Consider the following 21,354-nt stretch of genomic DNA (forward strand, 5'->3'; position numbering starts at 1 on the left):
AGAATCCGAATGGTGATAGGGCATCCGCCAATAAAAGGGAGAAAACAACATGACCGGTCCCAAGGAGTCGTCACCCTATTCCGTGCCCAACGCCGTCAGACGGCGACTGAGCTTGTCCGGCAAACCCTTGACCCCCACGGAGCTGGAAATCCTGCGCTGGGCTTCGGAAGGCAAGACGGTCTGGGAGATCAGCCGGATACGGGCCACGTCCGAAGCCACGGTGAAGTTCCACCTGCGCAATATCTACGGCAAGCTGCAGGTCAACAACCGTGTCCAGGCCATGAATGAAGCGGCGCGCCAGGGCCTTTGCTGAATCCACGAAAAAGGGCCGCGACGCTCAATGCGTCGCGGCCCTTTGACTTAGCGGGTATTCAAGCCGAATGGTAGGTCGGCAGGGCAAAGCGATTCTGGCTTTGCAGCATGGAAATGTGCGGCAGCTCGCTGGCTTGTTCGGCCAGGTCACGGCGAATGGCACTGATCACCCAGGTCAACTGATCGGCGGTGTGCAACTGTTGGTACGAAATCGAACGCTTGACCTGTTTGCCTTCGCTGTTACGCAAGGTCAACAGGATGCCGCCGTCGGGACGTGGTTGGGTGGTGACGTCGTAGGTGGAGAATACTGAAGCGAATTTATCTTGGATCAGGCTCATGTCTATCAGCTCCGTTGGCTCAAGTTGGCAAGCATGGAGTGATAGGTGCAGCGATTGTGCCAGCTACTGTTCTTAAAGAAAGTTGTTATAAATCACATACTTATAAAAACATCAGATTTTCGATTTCGTGCAATTTGCATGAATAGCCATCATGCATCCTGCATTTTGCGCTGTTCGACAGGGTACAAACGGCTAGCGGTCATTCATGAAGACTGCACCCATGCCGCGAAATTCCCTTTTTCGGCGTCCGAGCCTCGGGATACAAAACTTTTCAAATCCCGCGTGTACAGCTGAAGAGTGGCTAACGTACTTTCCTGCAAGGTATTGGGCATTGCGCCTACAGGAATACCGGACTTCCGGATCAGACGAAGAACAAGAAAAAGGACGTTCCTCCATGAGTCACCCGCAAAACGACATGATCACCTGGCGCATGATGCTGCGTAAGGTGCCTTCGATTGTTCGCGCCCTGCCACGGGTGATACGCGGCATGCGCGCTGCCAACGTGACGGACCCCGCCCAACCCTGTGGCCTGGGCTGGCACTTCGAACAGGCCACCCTGCGTCATCCGGACGGTGCGGCATTGTTGTTTGGTGATCGTGTGCTCAGTTACCGCGAAGCCAACGAGCGTGCCAACCGCATTGCCCATCACCTTCAGGCCCAGGGCATCGGCAAGGGCGATGTGGTGGCGTTGTTTATCGAAAACCGTCCCGAATTGCTCTTGAGCGTACTGGCCGTGGCCAAGCTGGGCGGCATCTGCGCGATGCTCAATGTCGCGCAAACCCAAAGTGCATTGGTGCATAGCCTGAACCTGGTGAGCCCGGTGGCGATCGTGGTCGGCGCGGAGTTGGTGAGTGCCTATGACGCGGTACGCGATCAGGTATCGATCGAGGCGCAGCGCAGTTGGTTTGTCGCCGATCAGCCCAGCGACGTGGTGCCTGCGGGGTATATCGACCTGATGGAAGCCAGTGCCGCGTGCTCGACGGACAATCCCGCCAGCACCGCGCAGATTTTCTTCAACGACCCCTGCTTCTATATCTACACCTCCGGCACCACTGGCTTGCCCAAGGCCGGCATCATGAAACATGGGCGCTGGACCAAAACCGCCGTGAGTTTCGGCCGCATCGCCCTGGACATGGGCCCGGACGACGTCCTGTATTGCACCTTGCCGCTCTATCACGCCACCGGCCTGTGCGTGTGCTGGGGTTCGGCGATCGTGGGAGCGTCGGGGTTCGCCATCCGCCGCAAGTTCAGCGCCAGCCAGTTCTGGGACGATGCGCGTAGATTCAATGCGACCACCCTCGGTTACGTGGGCGAATTGTGCCGTTACCTGCTCGACCAGCCGCCCAGCGCGAGCGACCGCGATAACCGCGTGACCAAGATGGTCGGCAATGGCCTGCGCCCCGGCGTGTGGGCGCAGTTCAAGGCGCGCTATGGCGTGGAGCATGTCTGCGAGTTGTACGCTGCCAGCGACGGCAATATCGGCTTTACCAACGTCTTGAATTTCGACAACACCATCGGCTTTTGCCTGCAGCACTGGGCGCTGGTGGACTACGACCACGACAACGGCGAACCGGTCCGTGGCCCCGATGGCTTTATGCGCAAGGTGCAAACGGGCGGACAGGGCCTGTTGCTGGCCAGGATCGATGCTAAAGCGCCCTTCGACGGCTACACCGACCCGGAAAAGAACCGCAAGGTGATCCTCACCGACGTGTTCGAAAAGGGCGACCGCTACTTCGACACCGGCGATTTGTTGCGCAGCATCGGCTTCGGCCATGCGCAATTCGTCGATCGCCTGGGGGATACCTATCGCTGGAAAGGTGAAAACGTCTCCACCACCGAGGTCGAGAACGTCCTGCTGCAACATCCGCAGATCGCTGAAGTGGTGGCCTATGGTGTCGAAATCGACAACACCAATGGCCGCGCGGGCATGGTGGCCATCACCCCGAGCGAATCCCTGGCCGCGCTGGATATGCGTGAGCTGCTGCAATTCGCCCATGGCCAGTTGCCGCACTATGCGGTGCCGCTGTTCCTGCGGGTCAAGGTGCAGATGGAAACCACCGGAACCTTCAAATACCAGAAAGTGAAACTCAAGCAGGAAGCCTTCGACCCGGACAAGGCCGGCAACGACCCGGTCTACGCCTGGCTGCCGGGCTCGGACTGCTACGTGCCGGTGACCGGGCAACTATTGGCGCAGATCCAGGGCGGACAGTTCCGCTATTGATTGTGCCTATGGGCGCGTTTGACAAAAAAGCCATGACAGTGGGGAACTCCATCGCGACACTGGGCGCCATATAAGCACCAGAAAGGAGTCCCCCATGTCAGACCACCCCAAACGAATGAGCGAAGACGAAGCCGCCGAATTTGCCGAACAAGTCTTCGATGTGGCCCGCAAAGGTGATGCCGCCATGCTCGCCGCGTTGCTGGCCAAGGGCTTGCCGGCCAACCTGCGCAACCACAATGGCGATACCTTGCTGATGCTGTCGGCCTACCACGGCCATGCCGATGCGGTAAAAGTGCTGCTCGAATTCAAGGCCGACCCGCTGATCGCCAATGACAAGAACCAGCTACCGATTGCCGGTGCGGCGTTCAAGGGCAACCTGCCCGTGGTCAAGGCGCTGATCGCAGGCGGTACGCCAGTCGATGCGGCGTCCTCCGATGGCCGTACCGCGCTGATGATGGCGGCGATGTTCAATCGCGTGGACATGGTTGACTACCTGCTCGGCCAGGGCGCCAACCCCAAGGCCACCGATGCCCAGGGCGCAACGGCACTGGCGGCGGCGCAGACCATGGGGGCGAGGGACACGGCGGCGCAGTTGGAAAAACTGGTGTAGGCTACGCGCCCTCAAAAGCCCGCCCGTCACAGGATTGCCCCATGAAAACCGCCCTCGTCGAACTCATCAGCAAAATCAGCGCCGGCGTCATGGGCGCGGACGAAGTGGCGCGCATCGCCGAAGAAGCCGCCCAGGCCTACGCCGACCCGGCGGCCTTCCTTGCCGCCAACCCGGACATCAACTACGACGACACCTTCCCGATCCCACTGGGCGAGTGGGTGGTGGTCGGCAGCCTGCCGGACACCGTGCTGTTCCAGGCCGACACCTACGGCGACCTGTTTGCGCAGATCGTCGCGTCGTTCGGCCCGGGCGTGGCGTTCAACCTCAAGCCCAAGCAGTTGGCCAAGACCGAAGACCTCACCGCGCTCAATCGCATCCAGATCCAGATGAGCGCCCTGAGCCCGGAAGACGGCGGCTATGTGCTGCTCAACTTCAGCCAACTGCTGGATGACGAGATCCAGACCGTGCTGGTGTACGGCAATGACCTGCTGCGCGTGCTGGCGTTGTGCGCCGAAGTGGGGATCAAGGCCGAGCCGTCCCTGGAAGCGCTGAAGGTCGCGGTCCACGTCTGAAATAAAACGGAACCCCCGCCAGGGCTGGCTATCCTACAAGGGCATGCCCTCACTCTAGGAGCGACACCATGGGTTCCACTTTCAACGGTCTGGTCGGGCTGATCATCCTGGCGCTGGATATCTGGGCGATCATCAATGTATTCAAAAGCGGCGCCAGCACCGGGGCCAAGGTGCTTTGGATCCTGCTGATCCTGTTGCTGCCGGTGTTGGGCCTGATCATCTGGGCGATCGCCGGGCCGCGGGGTAACGTGCGGTTCTGATCGTTTCCCTCGATCTGCAGCAGGCACAGTCGATGTGGGAGGGGGTTTGCTCCCGGTAGCGGTGTATCAGCCACGGTATCTGGCGCTGATCCACTGCTATCGGGAGCAAACCCTCTCCCACATTTGATTTCTGCACCGGGGAGATTTGTGTGTCGAAATATTCGCTGTACGAAATTTTCACATCTTATTCAAGACAATCCGCCGGCTTTATCTCCCTGCCTCAAGTGCCTTTAAAGGCCTGGCAGCGGTGCTTCTTCAGTAATTAATAGCCTTGATGTCACTGATCGGGCACCATTCGCGCCACTGCAATACTTCGTCACTTAAACTTCCAATGGGTCCTGAAACGACATGGCAAACCCGGACGCCCTGAGTCAGCAGCGAGCTTCTAATCGCCTGCTGCAACCGACCGTCAAATCCCATCTGGCTTACACGCTGCTTTGTGCACTGGTCATGATGGTGATGTTCTCCCTGCTGCGCCTGGCGCTGCTGGTGTACAACCGCGAGATGATCCTCGACACCCCGGCCTCGACCTTCCTCGAAGCGTTCGCCAACGGCCTGCGTCTGGACCTGCGCCTGGTGGTGTACCTGATCGTGCCGTTGCTGCTGGCCCTGTTCAGCGTACGGGCCATGGCCGCACGCGGGTTCTTCCGTTTCTGGCTGACCGTGGCGTCCAGCATTGCCCTGTTCCTGGGCCTGATGGAAATGGACTTCTACCGTGAGTTCCACCAGCGCCTCAACGGCCTGGTGTTCCAGTATGTGAAAGAAGACCCGAAAACCGTGATGAGCATGCTCTGGTACGGTTTCCCGGTGGTGCGCTACCTGCTGGCCTGGGCCGTGGGCACCGTGATCCTGAGCATGGCGTTCAAAGGCGCCGACCGCGCCACCCGCCCGCGCGGTCCGTTCAGCGGTGGCAGCATCGGCACCCGCCAGGTCGCGCCGTGGTACAGCCGCATCGCGGTGTTCGTGGTCTGCCTGCTGGTCGCCGTCACAGCCGCCCGTGGCACCCTGCGCCAGGGCCCGCCGCTGCGCTGGGGTGACGTGTACACCACCGACTCGAATTTCGCCAACCAACTGGGCCTCAACGGCACCTTGTCGCTGATCGCCGCCGCCAAGTCGCGGTTCTCCGAGGAGCGTTCCAATATCTGGAAGGCGACCCTGGACCAACCGCTGGCCACCCAGACCGTGCGTGACATGCTGGTGCTGCCGCAAGAGAAGCTGGTGGACACCGACATCGCCGCCGTGCGCCGCGACTACACGCCACCGGCCGAGAAGACCCTGCCGATCAAGAACGTGGTCGTGATCCTGCTGGAAAGCTTCGCCGGTCACTCGGTCGGCGCCCTGGGCCGTCCCGGCAACGTCACGCCGTTCTTCGACAATCTGTCCAAGGAAGGCTTGCTGTTCGATCGCTTCTTCTCCAACGGCACCCATACCCACCAGGGTATGTTCGCCACCATGGCCTGCTTCCCGAACCTGCCGGGCTTCGAATACCTGATGCAGACCCCAGAGGGCAGCCACAAGCTGTCGGGCCTGCCGCAGCTGCTCAGCGCGCGCAAGTTTAACGACGTGTATGTCTACAACGGCGACTTCGCCTGGGACAACCAGTCGGGCTTCTTCAGCAACCAGGGCATGACCAACTTCATTGGCCGTAACGACTTCGTCGACCCGGTGTTCTCCGATCCGACCTGGGGTGTGTCCGACCAGGACATGTTCAACCGTGGCCTGGAAGAACTCAAAGCCCGTGAAGGCGGCAAGCCGTTCTACGCGCTGTTGCAGACCCTGTCCAACCACACGCCGTACGCGTTGCCGACGCCATTGCCGGTGGAGAAAGTCACTGACCGTGGCAGCCTCAACGAGCATTTGACCGCCATGCGTTATTCCGACTGGGCCCTGGGCCAGTTCTTTGAAAAGGCCCGCAAAGAGCCGTACTTCAAGGAAACCCTGTTCGTGATCGTCGGCGACCACGGCTTCGGCAACGAACAGCAGATCACCGAGATGGACCTGGGCCGCTTCAACGTGCCGATGCTGATGATCGCGCCGGGCATTCAAGAGAAGTTCGGCGCGCGTGACCACACCGTGGGCACCCAGATCGACATCGTGCCGACCATCATGGGCCGCCTGGGCGGCGAAACCCTGCACCAATGCTGGGGCCGTGACCTGTTGAACCTGCCGGAAGGCGACAAGGGGTTCGGCGTGATCAAGCCGTCCGGCAACGACCAGACCGTGGCGTTGGTCACCGGTGACCGCGTTCTGGTGCTGCCTAAGGAAATGCCGCCCAAACTGTGGCAATACGAACTGGGCGCCGAACCGACCGGTAAGTTGATTACCGAGTCGCCGGACGAGTCCATGCTCAAGCAGAAACTCGAGTCGTTCCTGCAGACCGCCACCAAGAGCCTGTTGGATAACACCGCCGGTGTGGTCAACGGCAAGCCGGATTAAATAACCGCGCATAAAAAAAGAGGCCTTCAAGGCCTCTTTTTTTTAAGCATTTAAAACGCTTATATCCTGCCGAGCAGCAACAATACCAACAGCACTACCAGTACAACACCCAGAATGCCCGACGGACCATAACCCCAGCTTCGGGAGTGCGGGAACACGGGCAAACCACCGACCAGCAGCAGAATCAGGATGATGATGAGAATGAGGCTCATAGTTTTATTTCCTTATAGGCCTTCAAGGAGGACCGGTTGTTTAACGATAGGCCCGCGTTGAATACGGACGCCTTAACAACTCCGACTGTGCGCCATCCGAGAAAATTCCATGTTTTCTTAAAGCATTTTATAAAGCCGCTTATTTCTTCTGATCCCTTGGCAAAGTGGCACTTCGCGTTGAAAAAGATTGAACTTAGACGCAGGCCGGGTATCCGACCCAGCCCACAGTTTGCCCAGGGCATTCATCAATCTGATGGTGCGTGGGTGTAGGAAAAACCTTCGCTACACTGCCGATCACTTCTTCTGTGAACCACAAGGCAACTTCCTATGCAAAATCGCATGATGATCACTGGCGCCGGGTCCGGCCTGGGTCGTGAAATCGCTCTGCGCTGGGCCCGTGAGGGTTGGCGGTTGGCCCTGTCGGACGTCAGCGAGCCGGGCCTGCAGGAGACCCTCAGGCTGGTTCGGGAAGCGGGCGGCGATGGCTTTGTCCAGCGTTGCGATGTGCGCGACTACAGCCAGCTCACTGCGTTTGCCCAGGCCTGCGAGGAGAAGCTCGGGGGGATCGATGTGATCGTCAACAATGCCGGCGTGGCCTCGGGTGGATTCTTCGCCGAGTTGTCGCTGGAGGACTGGGATTGGCAGATCGCAATCAACCTGATGGGCGTGGTCAAGGGGTGCAAGGCGTTCCTGCCGCTGCTGGAAAAGAGCAAGGGCCGCATCATCAACATCGCCTCCATGGCGGCGCTGATGCAGGGGCCGGCCATGAGCAACTACAACGTGGCCAAGGCCGGTGTGGTGGCGCTCTCGGAAAGCCTGCTGGTGGAACTCAAACAACAGGAAGTCGCGGTCCACGTGGTATGCCCGTCGTTTTTCCAGACCAACCTGTTGGACTCCTTCCGTGGGCCGACGCCGGCTATGAAGGCCCAGGTGGGCAAGTTGCTGGAGAGTTCGCCGATTTCGGCGGCGGATATCGCCGATTACATCTACCAGCGGGTCGCCGAGGGCGAGTTCATGATCCTGCCCCACGAGCAGGGGCGCATGGCCTGGGCCTTGAAGCAGAAGAACCCGCAGTTGCTGTATGACGAGATGACTGTCATGGCCGACAAGATGCGCGCCAAGGCGCAGGCGGTTAAGGGCTGATCAAGCAGCGTCTGTCAGGCGAATTACCTTGCTGCGTAGGTCTTGCCTGATTTAACTGCAAGCCATTGATGCACCCGTGCGCCAGGCGCATGGTCGAGGTCCTGTCACTTCACAAGGACAACCGCCATGCTGGTCTTGAGCCGAGTCATAGGTGAAGTCATCTCCATTGGCGATGACATCACCGTGCATGTTCTGTCGATCCACGGTACCCAGGTGAAACTCGGCGTCAATGCGCCGGCCGGGGCGCAGGTCCATCGCGCCGAGGTCAATCGCACACTTCTTGAGCGCCAGAAAGCTGCCACCCATCCGGTGGTGGTGCCCAACCCCTGAGCGGTGCCTCTTAGTCGAACAGATGCTTGGGCACATCGTGCTTGAGCATCAACTGGCACTGCTCGCTTTCCGGGTCGAACACAATCAGCGCCTGGCCCTTGGTCAGCGCCTGGCGCACGCGCAGTACACGGGTTTCCAGGGGCGTGTCATCGCCATTGTCCGTGCCGTCGCGGGTGACGAAGTCTTCGATGAGGCGGGTCAGGGTGTCGACTTCAAGTGCGTCGTAGGGAATCAGCATACAAGCCTCGCTTAGAGAATCCCGGCGATGCTACTGCGCCGGGACGTCAGTTGCCAGCGTCAGGATTTCTGGCCGATCAGGCTGTCCACCGACGGCACGCGGGTGTCGCTCTCCATCTGCGTTTCATGCTCGATCTGATGACTGAACCGGTCCAGTGAACCCTGGGCCGGCTGGGCGTCGCTGGCGAACACCGGCGGGCTGAGGATATACGCGCCCAACAGGCGGCTCAGCGCGGCCAGGCTGTCTATATGGGTGCGCTCATAACCGTGGGTCGCGTCGCAACCAAAGGCCAGCAGCGCGGTGCGGATGTCGTGGCCGGCGGTCACGGCGGAATGGGCGTCGCTGAAGTAATAGCGGAACAGGTCGCGGCGCACCGGCAGTGCGTTATCCGCGGCCAGGCGCAGCAGGTGTCGCGACAGGTGATAGTCATACGGCCCGCCGGAATCCTGCATCGCCACGCTCACCGCATGCTCGCTGGAATGCTGGCCGGGGGCGACCGGGGCGATGTCGATGCCGACAAATTCACTCACATCCCAGGGCAGGGCGGCGGCGGCGCCACTGCCGGTTTCCTCGGTGATGGTGAACAGCGGGTGGCAGTCGATCAGCAAGGGTTCGCCACTGTCGACGATGGCCTTGAGCGCGGCGAGCAGGGCGGCGACACCGGCCTTGTCGTCCAGATGGCGGGCGCTGATATGCCCGCTCTCGGTGAATTCCGGCAGCGGGTCGAACGCCACGTAGTCACCGATGCCGATCCCCAGGGAATCGCAATCGGCGCGGGTGGCGCAGTAGGCGTCCAGGCGCAGTTCCACATGGTCCCAACTCACCGGCATTTCATCCACGGCGGTGTTGAACGCATGCCCGGAGGCCATCAGCGGCAACACGCTGCCACGGATCACGCCGTTGTCGGTAAACAGGCTGACGCGGCTGCCTTCGGCGAAGCGGCTCGACCAGCAGCCCACCGGGGCGAGGGTCAGGCGGCCGTTGTCCTTGATCGCCCGCACGGCGGCGCCGATGGTGTCCAGGTGCGCGGACACCGCACGGTCGGGGCTGTTTTTCTGGCCCTTGAGGGTGGCGCGAATGGTGCCGCGGCGGGTCATTTCAAACGGGATGCCCAGCTCTTCCAGGCGTTCGGCGACGTAGCGCACGATGGTGTCGGTAAAACCGGTGGGGCTGGGAATGGCGAGCATTTCCAGCAGGACTTTTTGCAGGTAGTCGAGATCCGGTTCTGGGAGGGGGCGGGTCATGGAAACTCCTGATGGGGTGAGAGGGCTCTCCACACGGTCACTGAGCGGTCGGCTGGCTGTGGGGAAACAGCAAATCCACGAACTTTTCAGCAGTCGGCTGGGGTTCATGGTTGGCCAGGCCGGCCCGTTCATTGGCTTCGATAAACACGTACTCGGGTTGATCGGGCGCCGGCACCATCAGGTCCAGGCCGACCATGGGGATGTCGAGGGCGCGGGCGGCGCGGACGGCGGCGTCGACCAGTGTGGGGTGGAGGAGGGCGGTGACATCTTCCAGGCAGCCGCCGGTGTGCAGGTTGGCGGTGCGGCGCACGGCCAGGGTCTGGCCGCGGGGCAGGATGCTGCTGTAGTCGTAGCCGGCGGCATGCAGGGTGCGTTCGGTTTCGGCATCCAGGGGGATTTTGCTCTCGCCGTCGGTGGCGGCCTGGCGGCGCCGGCTCTGGGCTTCGATCAGCGCACCGATGGAATGCTGGCCGTCGCCGGTCACCTCGGCGGGGCGGCGGATCGCGGCGGCGACCACCTCGAAGCCGATCACCAGGATGCGCAGGTCCAGGCCTTGGTGGAAACTTTCGAGCAACACGCGGGAGTCGAACTGCCGCGCGGCCTCGATCGCCTGCTGCACCTCCTCGATGTGCTGCAAATCCACCGCGACGCCCTGGCCTTGTTCGCCGTCCAGCGGCTTGACCACGATGCGCCGGTGTTCGTCGAGAAACTCCAGGTTGTCGTCGGCGCTGCCGGCCAGTTGCTGCGCGGGCAATTTCAAGCCGGCGGCGTTCAGCACCTTGTGGGTCAGGCTTTTGTCCTGGCACAGGGTCATGCTGATCGCGCTGGTCAAGTCGCTCAGCGACTCGCGACAGCGCACGCGGCGCCCGCCGTGGCTGAGGGTGAACAGCCCGGCATCGGCGTCATCCACTTGCACGTCGATACCGCGCCGATGCGCCTCTTCGACGATGATCCGCGCATAAGGGTTGAACCCCGCCTGCGGGCCAGGGCCTAGGAACAGCGGCTGGTTGATGCCGTTCTTGCGCTTGATCGCAAAAGTGGTCAACGCGCGGAAACCGAGCTTGGCATAGAGGTTCTTGGCCTGGCGGTTATCGTGCAGCACCGACAGGTCGAGGTAGCTCAGGCCACGGCTCATGAAGTGCTCCACCAAGTGGCGCACCAGCACTTCGCCGACGCCGGGGCGCGTGCACCGCGGGTCGACCGCCAGGCACCACAGGCTGCAACCGTTCTCGGGGTCGTGAAAGGCTTTCTGATGGTTCAGGCCCATCACGCTGCCGATTACCGCGCCGCTGTCTTCGTCCTCGGCCAGCCAATACACCGGGCCGCCCGCATGACGGGGAGTGAGGCGTTCGGCCTCGACGGGCAGCATGCCCCGTCCCTGGTACAACTGGTTGACCGCCTGCCAATCGGCTTCGGTCTGTACCCGGCGGATACGGAAGCCGCGAAACACCCGGGTCGACGGACGATAGTCAGAGAACCACAGGCGCAGGGTGTCGGACGGATCGAGGAACAGTTGCTGTGGATCGATGCCGAGGATCTGCTGGGGCGCGGCCACGTACAGCGCGATGTCGCGCTCGCCGGGCTGTTCGTTGAGCAGTTCCAGGGCCAGGCTGGCGGGGTCGGGAAAGGTGTGGCCGATCAACAACCGGCCCCAGCCGCAATGCACGGCGATGGGCTCGGCGGCCAGCGGGCTGCCGTCTTCGGCCAGGCGCGCTTGCAGGCGCTCGTACGTGGGGGCCTGACCCTTGAGCAAACGTTGGCTGTAAGCCGCTGCGTGGGGTTTCATCGATCAGATTCCTTGTTCGCTGAGCCACAGGTTCAGCGCCGCCAGTTGCCACAGTTTGGAACCGCGCAGCGGCGTCAACTGGCCCTGCGGATCGGTCAGCAGGCGGTCGAGCATCGCCGGGTTGAACAGGCCGCGGTCCTGGCTCGGGTCCAACAGCAGTTCGCGCACCCAGTTCAAGGTATCGCCCTGCAAATGCTTGAGGCCGGGGACCGGGAAGTAGCCTTTCTTGCGGTCGATGACGGCGCTCGGGATCACCCGCCGCGCCGCTTCCTTGAGCACTTGCTTGCCGCCGTCGGGCAGTTTGAATCGGCCCGGCACCCGGGCCGACAGTTCCACCAGGCGGAAGTCCAGAAACGGTGTGCGCGCTTCCAGGCCCCAGGCCATGGTCATGTTGTCGACACGCTTGACCGGGTCGTCCACCAGCATCACCGTGCTGTCCAGGCGCAGGGCCTTGTCCACGGCGGCGTCCGCGCCGGGCAGGGCGAAATGCTCGCGGACGAAATCGCCGGCGGCGTCATGGGCGGTCAGCCATTGGGGCGCGACGGTGGCGGCGTAGTCGTCGTAGCTGCGGTCGAAAAACGCTTCGCGGTACGCCGCGTACGGATGGCTGGCACCGTCGACTTGCGGGTACCAGTGGTAACCGGCGAACAGTTCGTCGGCCCCCTGGCCGCTTTGCACCACCTTGCAATGCTTGGCCACTTCCCGCGACAGCAAATAGAACGCGATGCAGTCGTGGCTGACCATTGGCTCGCTCATGGCCCGGAACGCCGCCGGCAGTTGCTCGATGATCTCGCTTTCGGCGATGCGCAATTGATGGTGGTGCGTGCCGTAATGCTTGGCGATCAGGTCCGAATACTGGAACTCGTCGCCGCGTTCGCCGCCGGCGTCTTCAAAGCCGATGGAGAAGGTCGACAGGTCCTGCACGCCGACGTCACGCAACAGGCCGACCAGCAAGCTCGAATCGACGCCGCCGGAAAGCAGCACGCCCACATCCACGGCGGCGCGTTGACGAATCGCCACGGCGTCGCGGGTGCTGTCCAGCACGCGGTCGGTCCAGTCTTGCAGGCTGAGGTTTTTTTCATCGTCATGGGGGCCGTAGGGCAGGGTCCACCAGGTTTTCTGCTCGGTGTTGCCCTCGGCGTCGATGCGCATCCAGGTGGCCGGCGGCAGCTTTTCGATACCCGCCAGCAGGGTACGCGGCGCAGGCACCACAGCGTGGAAGTTCAGGTAGTGATTGAGCGCCACCGGGTCGAGGATCGGGTTGATATCGCCGCCCTTGAGCAGCGCCGGCAAGGTCGAGGCAAAGCGCAGGCGCTGGCCGGTGCGCGACAGGTACAAGGGCTTGACGCCGAGACGGTCACGGGCGATGAACAGGCGCTGGGTATCGCGCTCCCAGATGGCAAAGGCGAACATGCCGTTGAGCTTGGGCAGCAAGGCTTCGCCCCAGGCGTGATAGCCCTTGAGCAGCACTTCGGTGTCGCCGCCGGAATAGAAGGCGTAGCCCAGGGCTTCGAGTTCCTGGCGCAATTGCGGGAAGTTATAAATCGCGCCATTGAACGCCAGGGACAGCCCTAGTCGGGCATCGACCATCGGCTGGGCGGAGCCGTCCGACAGGTCCATGATTTTCAGGCGTCGATGGCCCAGGGCAATCGGCCCTTGGGCCTGGAAGCCCCACGCGTCAGGGCCGCGTGGCGCCAGGTGATGGGTGATGCGCTCCACTGCTGCCAGGTCGGCAGGTTGGTGATCGAAACGTAACTCGCCAGCTAATCCGCACATAAATTCCTTACCGGTTTTTCCGTTGGGGAGAGAAAAAAGTACCGTGCTGAAACGGCAGGTACCCAGAAACTGACCGGGGTGCAGGCGGGGAGTTTTAGATCGATCTGTTATAAGGCAAAAAGCCGCGTCACTGGTTTTGCCCTGGATGACAGCCCCACACACGGGCGAACACGGGGCACGACAGGTCAGCGCTATTCAACCAGGGCCAGAGCGTGGATGACGTGGATTACCGTGCTCTGATGGACGAAATCGTCCGTGAGCAGCAACAGGCGGAAAAAACCGAACTTGAGCGTCTGACACAACAGGCACTGCCATCGGAAACCGTGTCCGTTGCGTGCCTGTTGCCCGTGCTGTGAGGGTGTGCGGTCAGCGCTGGGGTTTTGTCACATTGCTGCGAATCAGCGCGCGCACGGCGAAGCGGTTGGGGTGACAGGCCTCGGCCACGCTTCGCGGCAGTGGCAGGGGTTCGTTGTCCAGCCAGGCGGCCAGCAGTTCGCCGGACAGCGGTGCGGTGATCAGCCCACGGGAACCATGGCCGCTGTTGACATACACGCCTTCGAGCCATGGGCAAGGCGCTTGCGGCACATGGCGGGCGTCCTTGCGCAAGGTGTCGTAGACCTGGGCAAAGGCCGGGTGGTCGGCCAGGGGCCCGACAATCGGCAGGTAGTCGGGGCTGGTGCAGCGAAAGGCCGCGCGCCCTTCGAGGGTTTCCGGCGCCAGGGTGTCGGCGTGCAGGCGGTGCGCAAGGTCGGTGGAGATCTCCTGCAACAGCGCCAGGTTGCCCGCGTGTTCAGCGGCGGTGGGCGCCAGGTCCTGGCTCTTGAAGTCAAAACTGGCCCCCAGGGTGTGTTCGCCCAGGCGCGCCGGCGCCACGTAGCCTTCGGCGCAGACCACGGTGCTCAGCGCGGCACTGGCGGCTGTCTGCGGCAAACGCGTGATCTGCCCACGGATGCGTTTGAGGGGCAACTCGGCACAGGCGGCAAAGCGCTTGACCTCGGCAGCGCCGGCCAGCACCACCACGGCGGCGCTGGCCAGCAATGTCTCACCGTCCCAGGCCTGCCATTGATCGTCGACTTTGCGCAGTTCCAGTACGTCGCGATGGGTAAGGACTTGAACCCCAGGCTGGCGGGCCAGCCATTGGCACAGGGCCGGCGGGTGAACCCAACCGCCTTCGGGGAAAAACAGCCCGCCATGCTCCAGCGCCACGCCCGCGCGGAGCTGGGCCTGGTCCTTGTCGAGCAGGTGCAGCAGGTCTGGGGCGAACGCCTCGGCCAGTTGGGCCTGGCGTTCGGCTTCCTTGGCATCGAAGGCCAGTTGCAGGACGCCACAGCCGTCCCAGTCGACACCGCGTTGCAGGTGCTCGAGCAGGCGCCGGGTGTGGCCGAAGCCGCTGACGATCATCTGCGACAAGGCCGTGCCGTGGGCCGACAGCTTCAGGTACAGCACGCCCTGCGGATTGCCGGACGCTTCCTCGGCGAGCCCCTCGCGCCGCTCCAGCAGGCTGACCTGCCAGCCCCGTGCCGCCAGGCTGGCGGCGCTGGCGCAACCGGCCAACCCGCCGCCGATGACCAGGGCCCGGCGCTCACCCTGGTGCAGCGGCGGGCGGGCGAACCAGGGCTTGGCGGCGGGCGGTGCACCTGTTTCGGCTGGCCAGCCGAGGTAGTCGCCGCGCAGGATTTCCCATTTGTGCCCGATGCCTGGCGTGCGTTTCATCTTGAAGCCGGCGGCATTGAGCAGCCGGCGCACCCAGCCGGTGCTGGTGAAGGTACTGATGGTCGAACCGGGCGCCGCCAACCGTGCCAGTTCGGCAAACAGCTCGGCAGTCCACATGTCAGGGTTTTTCGCCGGAGCGAAGCCGTCGAGGAACCAGGCGTCGACCTGAGCGTCGAGCTGCGGCAACTGTTCCATGACATCGCCGATCAACAGCGTCAGGGTCACACGGCCCGCGTCCAGCACCAGCCGCTGAAAGCCCTGGTGGATGGCGACGTACTGCGTCAGCAGGGGCGCGGCGAACGGTTCGAGGGACGGCCAGAGCGCAAGGGCGCGTTGCAGGTCGGCGTGGCTCAGGGGGTACTTTTCGACGCTGATGAAATGCAGGCGCGCACCGGCACAGGCGTGCTGCTCGAACAACTGCCAGGCGCAGAGAAAATTCAACCCGGTGCCGAAGCCCGTCTCGCCGATCACCAGGCGCTCGCCCGGTGCCAGGGCGGCAAAACGTTCGGCCAGGCGGTTTTGCTCCAGGAACACGTAGCGGGTTTCGTCCAGGCCCGACAGGTCGGAGAAATACACATCGTTGAACACCCGCGAGTGGGGGCGTCCCTGGTCGTCCCAGTCGAGCTGGGCGTTTGGCAGTTCGGGGTTCATGGGCAACTCGACAAAGGCAAGGCGGCCATTCTAGCCGATCAACAGACCTGTCATTGACCCATGGCAAGTCGAGTTGAAATTTCCTGGCACGCCCCGCGGCTCAATCCGCTAGTCTTGCTCCATTCTGGAACGGAGCCGCCAATGTTCGAATCTGCTGAAATCGGTCATGCCATTGACAAAGAAACCTACGACACCGAAGTGCCGGCCCTGCGGGAGGCCTTGTTGGAGGTGCAGTACGAGCTGCAACAGCAAAAGCGTTTTCCGGTGATCATCCTGATCAACGGCGTCGAAGGCGCCGGCAAGGGTGAGACGGTCAAGCTGCTCAACGAATGGATGGACCCGCGCCTGATCGAGGTGCGCACTTTCGACCAGCAGACCGACGAAGAACTCGCTCGCCCACCGGCCTGGCGCTACTGGCGCCACTTGCCGGCCAAAGGGCGCATGGGCGTGTTTTTCGGTAACTGGTACAGCCAGATGCTGCAGAGTCGGGTACATGGAGAGATCAAGGACGCGCGGCTCGACCAGGGGATTGCCGGCGCCGAGCGCCTGGAAAAGATGTTCTGCGACGAAGGCGCGTTGATCTTCAAGTTCTGGTTCCACCTGTCCAAAAAGCAGATGAAGGCGCGGCTCAAGGCGCTGGCCGACGACCCGCTGCACAGCTGGCGCATCAGCGCGCTGGACTGGCAACAGTCGGCCACGTACGACAAGTTCGTCAAATATGGCGAGCGCATCTTGCGTCGCACCAGCCGCGACTACGCGCCGTGGCACGTGATCGAAGGGGTCGATAGCAATTACCGAAGCCTCACCGTGGGCAAGATCCTGCTCGACGGCATGCAAAACGCGTTGAAACTGGCCAGGGGCAAGCCCAGCGGGATGAATCCTGCGCCCTTGCTCGCGTCGGTGGACCGCAAGAGTTTGCTCGACAGCCTCGACATGACCTTGCAATTGGACAAGGACGACTATGAAGAGCAACTGATCACCGAACAGGCACGCTTGTCTGGCCTGATGCGCGACAAACGCATGCGCCGGCACGCGCTGGTGACCGTGTTCGAAGGCAATGACGCGGCGGGCAAGGGCGGGGCGATTCGACGGGTGGCGGCGGCGCTCGACCCGCGCCAATACCACATCGTGCCGATTGCCGCGCCGAGTGAAGACGAACGCGCCCAACCTTACCTGTGGCGGTTCTGGCAGAAGATTCCGGCGCGCGGCATGTTCACCGTGTTCGACCGTTCTTGGTACGGCCGCGTGCTGGTGGAGCGCATCGAAGGCTTCTGCACGCCGACCGACTGGATGCGCGCCTATGGCGAGATCAACGACTTCGAAGAGCAACTGCGTGACGCGGGCGTGATCGTGGTCAAGTTCTGGCTGTCCATCGACAAGCAGACCCAACTGGAGCGCTTCCAGGCCCGCGAGTCGATCCCGTTCAAACGCTTCAAGATCACCGAAGACGACTGGCGCAACCGCGACAAGTGGGACGACTACCGCACGGCCGTGGGCGACATGGTCGATCGCACCAGCACCGAGGTATCGCCCTGGACCCTGGTCGAAGCCAACGACAAGCGCTGGGCGCGGGTCAAGGTCCTGCGCACGATCAACCTGGCCTTGGAAGAGGCGTTCGCCAAGTCCGACAAGCAGGCTAAAAAGAAATAGCCACTGCGCAGTCGTGGCCGATGGGCTCAGTGTGTGGTGAGCCCTTTTGCCACAACCACCCCCATGCTTTCGCATACGCCAGGTGAATGATCGTCGCCGTCGGGCAGGCCCGGATTTATCCTCGAGTCATCTCCCCACAATGACAAGATCGAGGTAGCCCATGCGTGAAGTAGTGATCGTCGACAGCGTGCGAACCGGCCTGGCCAAGTCCTTTCGCGGCAAGTTCAACCAGACCCGTCCGGATGACATGGCGGCCCATTGCGTCAACGCGCTGCTGGCCCGCAACGGCATCGACCCGGCCACGGTGGAAGACTGCATCGTCGGCGCCGGCTCCAACGAAGGCGCCCAGGGCTACAACATCGGGCGCAATGTGGCGGTGTTGTCGCAGTTGGGTACCGGCACGGCGGGCATGACCCTCAACCGGTTCTGCTCGTCGGGCTTGCAGGCGATTGCAATTGCGGCCAACCAGATCGCCTCGGGTTGCAGCGACATCATCGTCGCCGGCGGTGTCGAGTCCATCAGCCTGACCATGAAAAGCGTCAACACCGACAACCTGATCAACCCGCTGCTCAAGGCGCAGGTGCCGGGCATTTATTTCCCCATGGGCCAGACCGCCGAAATCGTCGCCCGTCGCTACAACGTCAGCCGCGAAGACCAGGACCTCTACGCCCTGCAAAGCCAGCAGCGCACGGCCCAGGCCCAGGCGGACGGCTTGTTCGACGATGAAATCGTGGCGATGGCGGTCAAGTACCGGGTCGAGGACAAGGACACCGGCGCGGTGCAGATCCTTGACGGCGTGGTCGACCGCGACGACTGCAACCGCCCCGACACCAGCCTGGCCAGCCTGGCCGGGTTGAAGCCGGTGTTCGCCGAGGATGGCTCGGTGACGGCGGGCAACTCGTCCCAGCTCTCCGATGGCGCCTCGATGACCCTGGTGATGAGCCTGGAGAAAGCCCTGGCGTTGGGGCTCAAGCCCAAGGCGTTTTTCCGTGGTTTCACCGTGGCCGGTTGTGAGCCCGACGAGATGGGCATCGGCCCGGTGTTCTCGGTGCCCAAGCTGCTCAAGGCGAAGGGCTTGCAGGTGGCGGACATCGACCTGTGGGAACTCAACGAAGCGTTCGCGTCGCAGTGCCTGTATGCACGCGATCGCCTGGAAATCGACAACGCCCGCTACAACGTCAACGGCGGCTCGATCTCCATCGGCCATCCCTTCGGCATGACCGGCTCGCGGCAAGTGGGGCACTTGGTGCGTGAGTTGCAGCGGCGCAATCTGCGCTACGGCATCGTCACCATGTGCGTGGGCGGTGGCATGGGCGCGACCGGACTCTTCGAAGCCGTACGCTGAGCCCTGGTGGAAGGGGGCTTGCTCCCGATGGCGGTGGCACCGACACCCCGCGATCAGAAGCAAGCCCGCTTTTACCGTTGAACGCCGGCATATCCCAATCCGGCGACTTCACCCTAGAATGCACGCTCCTCCACCTCTGGCTTCTGGGGCACTCATGCACATCTCTTCCGGCCGCTGGGTCTACGGCTTCTTCCTGACCCTGCTGACCGCGCTGCTGTGGGGCATTCTGCCGATCAAACTCAAACAGGTCCTGCAGGTGATGGACCCCATCACCGTCACCTGGTTTCGCCTGATCGTGGCCGGCAGTTGCCTGTTCCTGTATCTATCCGCCACCCGACGCCTGCCCAGCCTTAAAGTGCTCGGTCCCAGGGGCGGCTGGCTGGTGGGCATGGCCGTGTGCGGCCTGGTGGGCAATTACGTGTTGTACCTGGTGGGCCTGAAGCTGCTCAGCCCCGGCACCGCCCAGTTGGTGGTGCAGATGGGGCCGATCTTTTTGATGATCGCCAGCGTGTTTGTGTTCAAGGAACGCTTCAGCCTCGGGCAAGTGCTGGGCCTGGTGGTATTGATCGCGGGCTTCGGTCTGTTCTTCAACCAGCGCCTGGCGGAACTGCTGACGTCGCTGGGCGCCTATACCGCCGGCGTGCTGACCGTCCTGCTGGCCACGTCGATCTGGGTGTTTTATGCCCTGGGCCAGAAGCAGTTGCTGACCGTATGGAATTCGCTGCAGGTGATGATGGTGATCTACCTGTCGTGCGCCGTGTTACTGACGCCCTGGGCCCATCCTCTGGAGGCCCTGCAACTGAGCCCGCTGCAAGGCTGGCTGCTGCTGGCGTGCTGCATGAACACCCTGGTGGCCTACGGCGCATTTGCCGAAGCCCTGGCCCATTGGGAAGCCTCGCGGGTCAGTGCGACCCTGGCGCTCACGCCGTTGGTGACGTTTGTCGCGGTGGCGTTAGCGGCGTGGTGGTGGCCGGACTATGTGCAGGCCGAAGAGATCAACGCCCTGGGGTATATCGGCGCGCTGCTGGTGGTGCTGGGTTCGGCGGCCGTGGCGCTGGCGCCGTCGTTGCTCGCCGGGCTCAAGGCCCGGCGGCTGCGCATGGCGTCTTAAGTGCCCAGCATGTTTTCCGGGCGGACCCACTGGTCGAACTCGGCGTCGGTGAGGTAGCCCAGCTCCAGCGCTGCTTCCCGTAGCGTCAGCCCTTCGGCGTAGGCCTTCTTGGCGATCTGCGCCGACTTGTCATAGCCGATGTGCGGGTTGAGGGCGGTCACCAGCATCAGCCCACGCTCCAGGTGCTCGGCCATTTGCACGGCGTCAGGCTCGAGGCCGGCGACGCAGTGTTCCTGGAAGTTGTTGCAGCCATCGGCGAGCAGGCGGATCGACTCCAGCAGGTTGTGGATGATCACCGGCTTGTACACGTTCAACTGCAAATGCCCCTGGCTCGCAGCGATGCCGATGGTCACGTCATTGCCCATGACCTGGCAGGCCAGCATCGACAGCGCTTCGCACTGGGTCGGGTTGACCTTGCCCGGCATGATCGAACTGCCGGGCTCGTTGGCCGGCAGCTTGACCTCGGCCAGCCCGGCGCGCGGGCCCGAACCCAGCAGGCGCAGATCGTTGGCGATTTTCATCAGGGCCACGGCCAGGGTCTTCAGCGCGCCGTGCAGGGTCACCAGTGGCTCATGACCGGAAAGCGCGGCGAATTTGTTCGGCGCCGTCACGAATGGCAGGCCGGAGAGGGCGGCCAGTTCGGCGGCAATCGCCTCGCCAAAGCCGTGGGGCGCATTGAGCCCGGTGCCGACGGCGGTGCCGCCTTGGGCCAACTCGCACACGGCGGGCAGGGCGCCGCGGATCGCACGCTCGGCGTAATCGAGCTGGGCGATGAACGCCGACAGTTCCTGGCCGAAGGTGATGGGCGTGGCGTCCATCATATGGGTGCGGCCGGTCTTCACCAGTTGCATGTGCCGCGCGGCCAATTCCGCCAGGCCCCCGGAAAGGCTGGCGAGCGCCGGCAGCAGTTGCTGGTGCACCGCCTGCACGGTCGCGATGCTCATGGCCGTGGGGAAGCAGTCGTTGGAGCTCTGGGAGCGGTTGACGTGATCGTTGGGATGCACCGGGCTCTTGCCGCCACGGGGCTTGCCCGACAGCTCGTTGGCGCGGCCGGCGATCACTTCGTTGGCGTTCATGTTGCTCTGGGTACCGCTGCCGGTTTGCCAGACCACCAGGGGGAACTGGTCGTCATGCTGGCCGTCGAGCACTTCGTCGGCGGCCTGTTCGATCAGGCGCGCGATGTCGGCGGGCAGGTCGCCGTTGCGGTTGTTGACCCGTGCGGCAGCCTTCTTGATCAGGGCCAGGGCATGCAGCACCGCCAGGGGCATGCGCTGCTCGCCAATGGCGAAATTCACCAGCGAACGTTGGGTCTGGGCGCCCCAGTAGGCGTCATCCGGGACGGCGACGTCCCCCAGGCTGTCGGTTTCGATACGGCTCATCGGGCACTCTCCTTCAAGTTCGTTTGC

At 62.9% G+C, this 21,354-nt stretch carries 20 protein-coding genes; 12 read left to right on the forward strand and 8 right to left on the reverse strand.

The window, feature by feature from the left end; all coding sequences use genetic code 11:
* Positions 1–49: 49 nt before the first annotated feature.
* Complete coding sequence (locus BLR63_RS02130; RefSeq protein WP_010567443.1) at positions 50–313, forward strand: response regulator transcription factor; 264 nt, start codon at positions 50–52, stop codon at positions 311–313.
* Between the two features lie 58 nt (positions 314–371).
* Here BLR63_RS02130 and BLR63_RS02135 read toward each other — a convergent pair whose 3' ends face one another.
* Complete coding sequence (locus BLR63_RS02135; RefSeq protein ID WP_010567444.1) at positions 372–650, reverse strand: DUF3509 domain-containing protein; 279 nt, start codon at positions 648–650, stop codon at positions 372–374.
* Between the two features lie 394 nt (positions 651–1,044).
* Between BLR63_RS02135 and BLR63_RS02140 the strand changes: the two genes are divergently transcribed.
* The 5 genes from BLR63_RS02140 to BLR63_RS02160 all read left to right on the forward strand — a co-directional run bounded on the left by BLR63_RS02140 (position 1,045) and on the right by BLR63_RS02160 (position 6,749).
* Positions 1,045–2,871: a long-chain-acyl-CoA synthetase gene (locus BLR63_RS02140; protein ID WP_010567445.1), complete on the forward strand. Its 1,827-nt coding sequence runs from the start codon at positions 1,045–1,047 to the stop codon at positions 2,869–2,871.
* Positions 2,872–2,965: 94 nt separating this feature from the next.
* Entirely contained in the window at positions 2,966–3,481 is a 516-nt protein-coding gene (locus BLR63_RS02145; protein ID WP_010567446.1) for an ankyrin repeat domain-containing protein, read from the forward strand.
* A 41-nt stretch (positions 3,482–3,522) separates the two neighbouring features.
* On the forward strand, positions 3,523–4,053 hold the full coding sequence (locus BLR63_RS02150) for a hypothetical protein (protein ID WP_010567447.1): 531 nt from the start codon (positions 3,523–3,525) through the stop codon (positions 4,051–4,053).
* Positions 4,054–4,121: 68 nt separating this feature from the next.
* Positions 4,122–4,313 (forward strand): PLDc N-terminal domain-containing protein, encoded by a 192-nt coding sequence (locus tag BLR63_RS02155; protein WP_010567448.1) that lies wholly within the window; start codon positions 4,122–4,124, stop codon positions 4,311–4,313.
* Positions 4,314–4,661: 348 nt separating this feature from the next.
* On the forward strand, positions 4,662–6,749 hold the full coding sequence (locus BLR63_RS02160) for an LTA synthase family protein (RefSeq protein ID WP_010567449.1): 2,088 nt from the start codon (positions 4,662–4,664) through the stop codon (positions 6,747–6,749).
* Between the two features lie 59 nt (positions 6,750–6,808).
* Here BLR63_RS02160 and BLR63_RS02165 read toward each other — a convergent pair whose 3' ends face one another.
* A complete protein-coding gene (locus tag BLR63_RS02165; protein WP_010567450.1) occupies positions 6,809–6,961 on the reverse strand; it encodes a DUF3309 family protein in 153 nt (50 codons plus the stop codon).
* A 327-nt stretch (positions 6,962–7,288) separates the two neighbouring features.
* Here BLR63_RS02165 and BLR63_RS02170 point away from each other — a divergent pair, with 327 nt between their 5' ends.
* Both BLR63_RS02170 and csrA read left to right on the forward strand, forming a co-directional pair.
* Positions 7,289–8,104, forward strand: a complete 816-nt coding sequence (locus BLR63_RS02170) for an SDR family oxidoreductase (protein WP_010567451.1) — start codon at positions 7,289–7,291, stop codon at positions 8,102–8,104.
* A 126-nt stretch (positions 8,105–8,230) separates the two neighbouring features.
* Positions 8,231–8,434: a carbon storage regulator CsrA gene (gene csrA, locus BLR63_RS02175; protein WP_010567452.1), complete on the forward strand. Its 204-nt coding sequence runs from the start codon at positions 8,231–8,233 to the stop codon at positions 8,432–8,434.
* A 10-nt stretch (positions 8,435–8,444) separates the two neighbouring features.
* Here the strand turns inward: csrA and BLR63_RS02180 are convergent, their stop codons facing one another.
* Genes BLR63_RS02180 through BLR63_RS02195 form a run of 4 tightly spaced genes read right to left on the reverse strand, consistent with a single transcriptional unit; the run spans position 8,445 to position 13,478 of the window.
* The gene (locus BLR63_RS02180; RefSeq protein WP_003192759.1) at positions 8,445–8,672 is read right to left on the reverse strand and encodes a YheU family protein; all 228 of its coding nucleotides are present in this window, start codon (positions 8,670–8,672) and stop codon (positions 8,445–8,447) included.
* 59 nt (positions 8,673–8,731) lie between these two features.
* Positions 8,732–9,916, reverse strand: a complete 1,185-nt coding sequence (locus BLR63_RS02185) for an osmoprotectant NAGGN system M42 family peptidase (RefSeq protein ID WP_010567453.1) — start codon at positions 9,914–9,916, stop codon at positions 8,732–8,734.
* Between the two features lie 37 nt (positions 9,917–9,953).
* Positions 9,954–11,702 carry an N-acetylglutaminylglutamine synthetase gene (ngg, locus tag BLR63_RS02190; protein ID WP_010567454.1) on the reverse strand — a complete coding sequence of 583 codons (1,749 nt, stop codon included), beginning with the start codon at positions 11,700–11,702 and terminating at the stop codon, positions 9,954–9,956.
* Between the two features lie 3 nt (positions 11,703–11,705).
* On the reverse strand, positions 11,706–13,478 hold the full coding sequence (locus tag BLR63_RS02195; RefSeq protein WP_010567455.1) for an N-acetylglutaminylglutamine amidotransferase: 1,773 nt from the start codon (positions 13,476–13,478) through the stop codon (positions 11,706–11,708).
* Between the two features lie 212 nt (positions 13,479–13,690).
* Between BLR63_RS02195 and BLR63_RS30985 the strand changes: the two genes are divergently transcribed.
* Positions 13,691–13,834, forward strand: coding sequence for a hypothetical protein (locus BLR63_RS30985; protein ID WP_156791891.1), 144 nt, complete (start codon positions 13,691–13,693; stop codon positions 13,832–13,834).
* Positions 13,835–13,844: 10 nt separating this feature from the next.
* Here the strand turns inward: BLR63_RS30985 and mnmC are convergent, their stop codons facing one another.
* Positions 13,845–15,842, reverse strand: coding sequence for a bifunctional tRNA (5-methylaminomethyl-2-thiouridine)(34)-methyltransferase MnmD/FAD-dependent 5-carboxymethylaminomethyl-2-thiouridine(34) oxidoreductase MnmC (gene mnmC / locus BLR63_RS02200; RefSeq protein ID WP_010567456.1), 1,998 nt, complete (start codon positions 15,840–15,842; stop codon positions 13,845–13,847).
* 141 nt (positions 15,843–15,983) lie between these two features.
* Between mnmC and pap the strand changes: the two genes are divergently transcribed.
* The 3 genes from pap to BLR63_RS02215 all read left to right on the forward strand — a co-directional run bounded on the left by pap (position 15,984) and on the right by BLR63_RS02215 (position 19,948).
* Positions 15,984–17,492: a polyphosphate:AMP phosphotransferase gene (gene pap / locus BLR63_RS02205; protein ID WP_010567457.1), complete on the forward strand. Its 1,509-nt coding sequence runs from the start codon at positions 15,984–15,986 to the stop codon at positions 17,490–17,492.
* Between the two features lie 160 nt (positions 17,493–17,652).
* The gene (locus BLR63_RS02210; protein ID WP_010567458.1) at positions 17,653–18,837 is read left to right on the forward strand and encodes a thiolase family protein; all 1,185 of its coding nucleotides are present in this window, start codon (positions 17,653–17,655) and stop codon (positions 18,835–18,837) included.
* A gap of 154 nt (positions 18,838–18,991) precedes the next feature.
* Complete coding sequence (locus tag BLR63_RS02215; RefSeq protein ID WP_010567459.1) at positions 18,992–19,948, forward strand: DMT family transporter; 957 nt, start codon at positions 18,992–18,994, stop codon at positions 19,946–19,948.
* Here BLR63_RS02215 and BLR63_RS02220 read toward each other — a convergent pair.
* Complete coding sequence (locus tag BLR63_RS02220; RefSeq protein ID WP_010567460.1) at positions 19,945–21,327, reverse strand: class II fumarate hydratase; 1,383 nt, start codon at positions 21,325–21,327, stop codon at positions 19,945–19,947. The two genes, BLR63_RS02215 and BLR63_RS02220, sit on opposite strands and share 4 nt — an antisense overlap.
* Positions 21,328–21,354: the final 27 nt, after the last annotated feature.

Source organism: Pseudomonas extremaustralis, from assembly GCF_900102035.1.
GTDB lineage: Bacteria > Pseudomonadota > Gammaproteobacteria > Pseudomonadales > Pseudomonadaceae > Aquipseudomonas > Aquipseudomonas extremaustralis.

What these genes read in the sequence shown, in the direction of transcription:
- BLR63_RS02130 (WP_010567443.1), top strand. Translation starts at nt 50, where the DNA reads ATGACCGGTCCCAAGGAGTCGTCACCCTATTCCGTGCCCAACGCCGTC.
- BLR63_RS02135 (WP_010567444.1), bottom strand. Translation starts at nt 650, where the DNA reads ATGAGCCTGATCCAAGATAAATTCGCTTCAGTATTCTCCACCTACGAC.
- BLR63_RS02140 (WP_010567445.1), top strand. Translation starts at nt 1,045, where the DNA reads ATGAGTCACCCGCAAAACGACATGATCACCTGGCGCATGATGCTGCGT.
- BLR63_RS02145 (WP_010567446.1), top strand. Translation starts at nt 2,966, where the DNA reads ATGTCAGACCACCCCAAACGAATGAGCGAAGACGAAGCCGCCGAATTT.
- BLR63_RS02150 (WP_010567447.1), top strand. Translation starts at nt 3,523, where the DNA reads ATGAAAACCGCCCTCGTCGAACTCATCAGCAAAATCAGCGCCGGCGTC.
- BLR63_RS02155 (WP_010567448.1), top strand. Translation starts at nt 4,122, where the DNA reads ATGGGTTCCACTTTCAACGGTCTGGTCGGGCTGATCATCCTGGCGCTG.
- BLR63_RS02160 (WP_010567449.1), top strand. Translation starts at nt 4,662, where the DNA reads ATGGCAAACCCGGACGCCCTGAGTCAGCAGCGAGCTTCTAATCGCCTG.
- BLR63_RS02165 (WP_010567450.1), bottom strand. Translation starts at nt 6,961, where the DNA reads ATGAGCCTCATTCTCATCATCATCCTGATTCTGCTGCTGGTCGGTGGT.
- BLR63_RS02170 (WP_010567451.1), top strand. Translation starts at nt 7,289, where the DNA reads ATGCAAAATCGCATGATGATCACTGGCGCCGGGTCCGGCCTGGGTCGT.
- csrA (WP_010567452.1), top strand. Translation starts at nt 8,231, where the DNA reads ATGCTGGTCTTGAGCCGAGTCATAGGTGAAGTCATCTCCATTGGCGAT.
- BLR63_RS02180 (WP_003192759.1), bottom strand. Translation starts at nt 8,672, where the DNA reads ATGCTGATTCCCTACGACGCACTTGAAGTCGACACCCTGACCCGCCTC.
- BLR63_RS02185 (WP_010567453.1), bottom strand. Translation starts at nt 9,916, where the DNA reads ATGACCCGCCCCCTCCCAGAACCGGATCTCGACTACCTGCAAAAAGTC.
- ngg (WP_010567454.1), bottom strand. Translation starts at nt 11,702, where the DNA reads ATGAAACCCCACGCAGCGGCTTACAGCCAACGTTTGCTCAAGGGTCAG.
- BLR63_RS02195 (WP_010567455.1), bottom strand. Translation starts at nt 13,478, where the DNA reads ATGTGCGGATTAGCTGGCGAGTTACGTTTCGATCACCAACCTGCCGAC.
- mnmC (WP_010567456.1), bottom strand. Translation starts at nt 15,842, where the DNA reads ATGAACCCCGAACTGCCAAACGCCCAGCTCGACTGGGACGACCAGGGA.
- pap (WP_010567457.1), top strand. Translation starts at nt 15,984, where the DNA reads ATGTTCGAATCTGCTGAAATCGGTCATGCCATTGACAAAGAAACCTAC.
- BLR63_RS02210 (WP_010567458.1), top strand. Translation starts at nt 17,653, where the DNA reads ATGCGTGAAGTAGTGATCGTCGACAGCGTGCGAACCGGCCTGGCCAAG.
- BLR63_RS02215 (WP_010567459.1), top strand. Translation starts at nt 18,992, where the DNA reads ATGCACATCTCTTCCGGCCGCTGGGTCTACGGCTTCTTCCTGACCCTG.
- BLR63_RS02220 (WP_010567460.1), bottom strand. Translation starts at nt 21,327, where the DNA reads ATGAGCCGTATCGAAACCGACAGCCTGGGGGACGTCGCCGTCCCGGAT.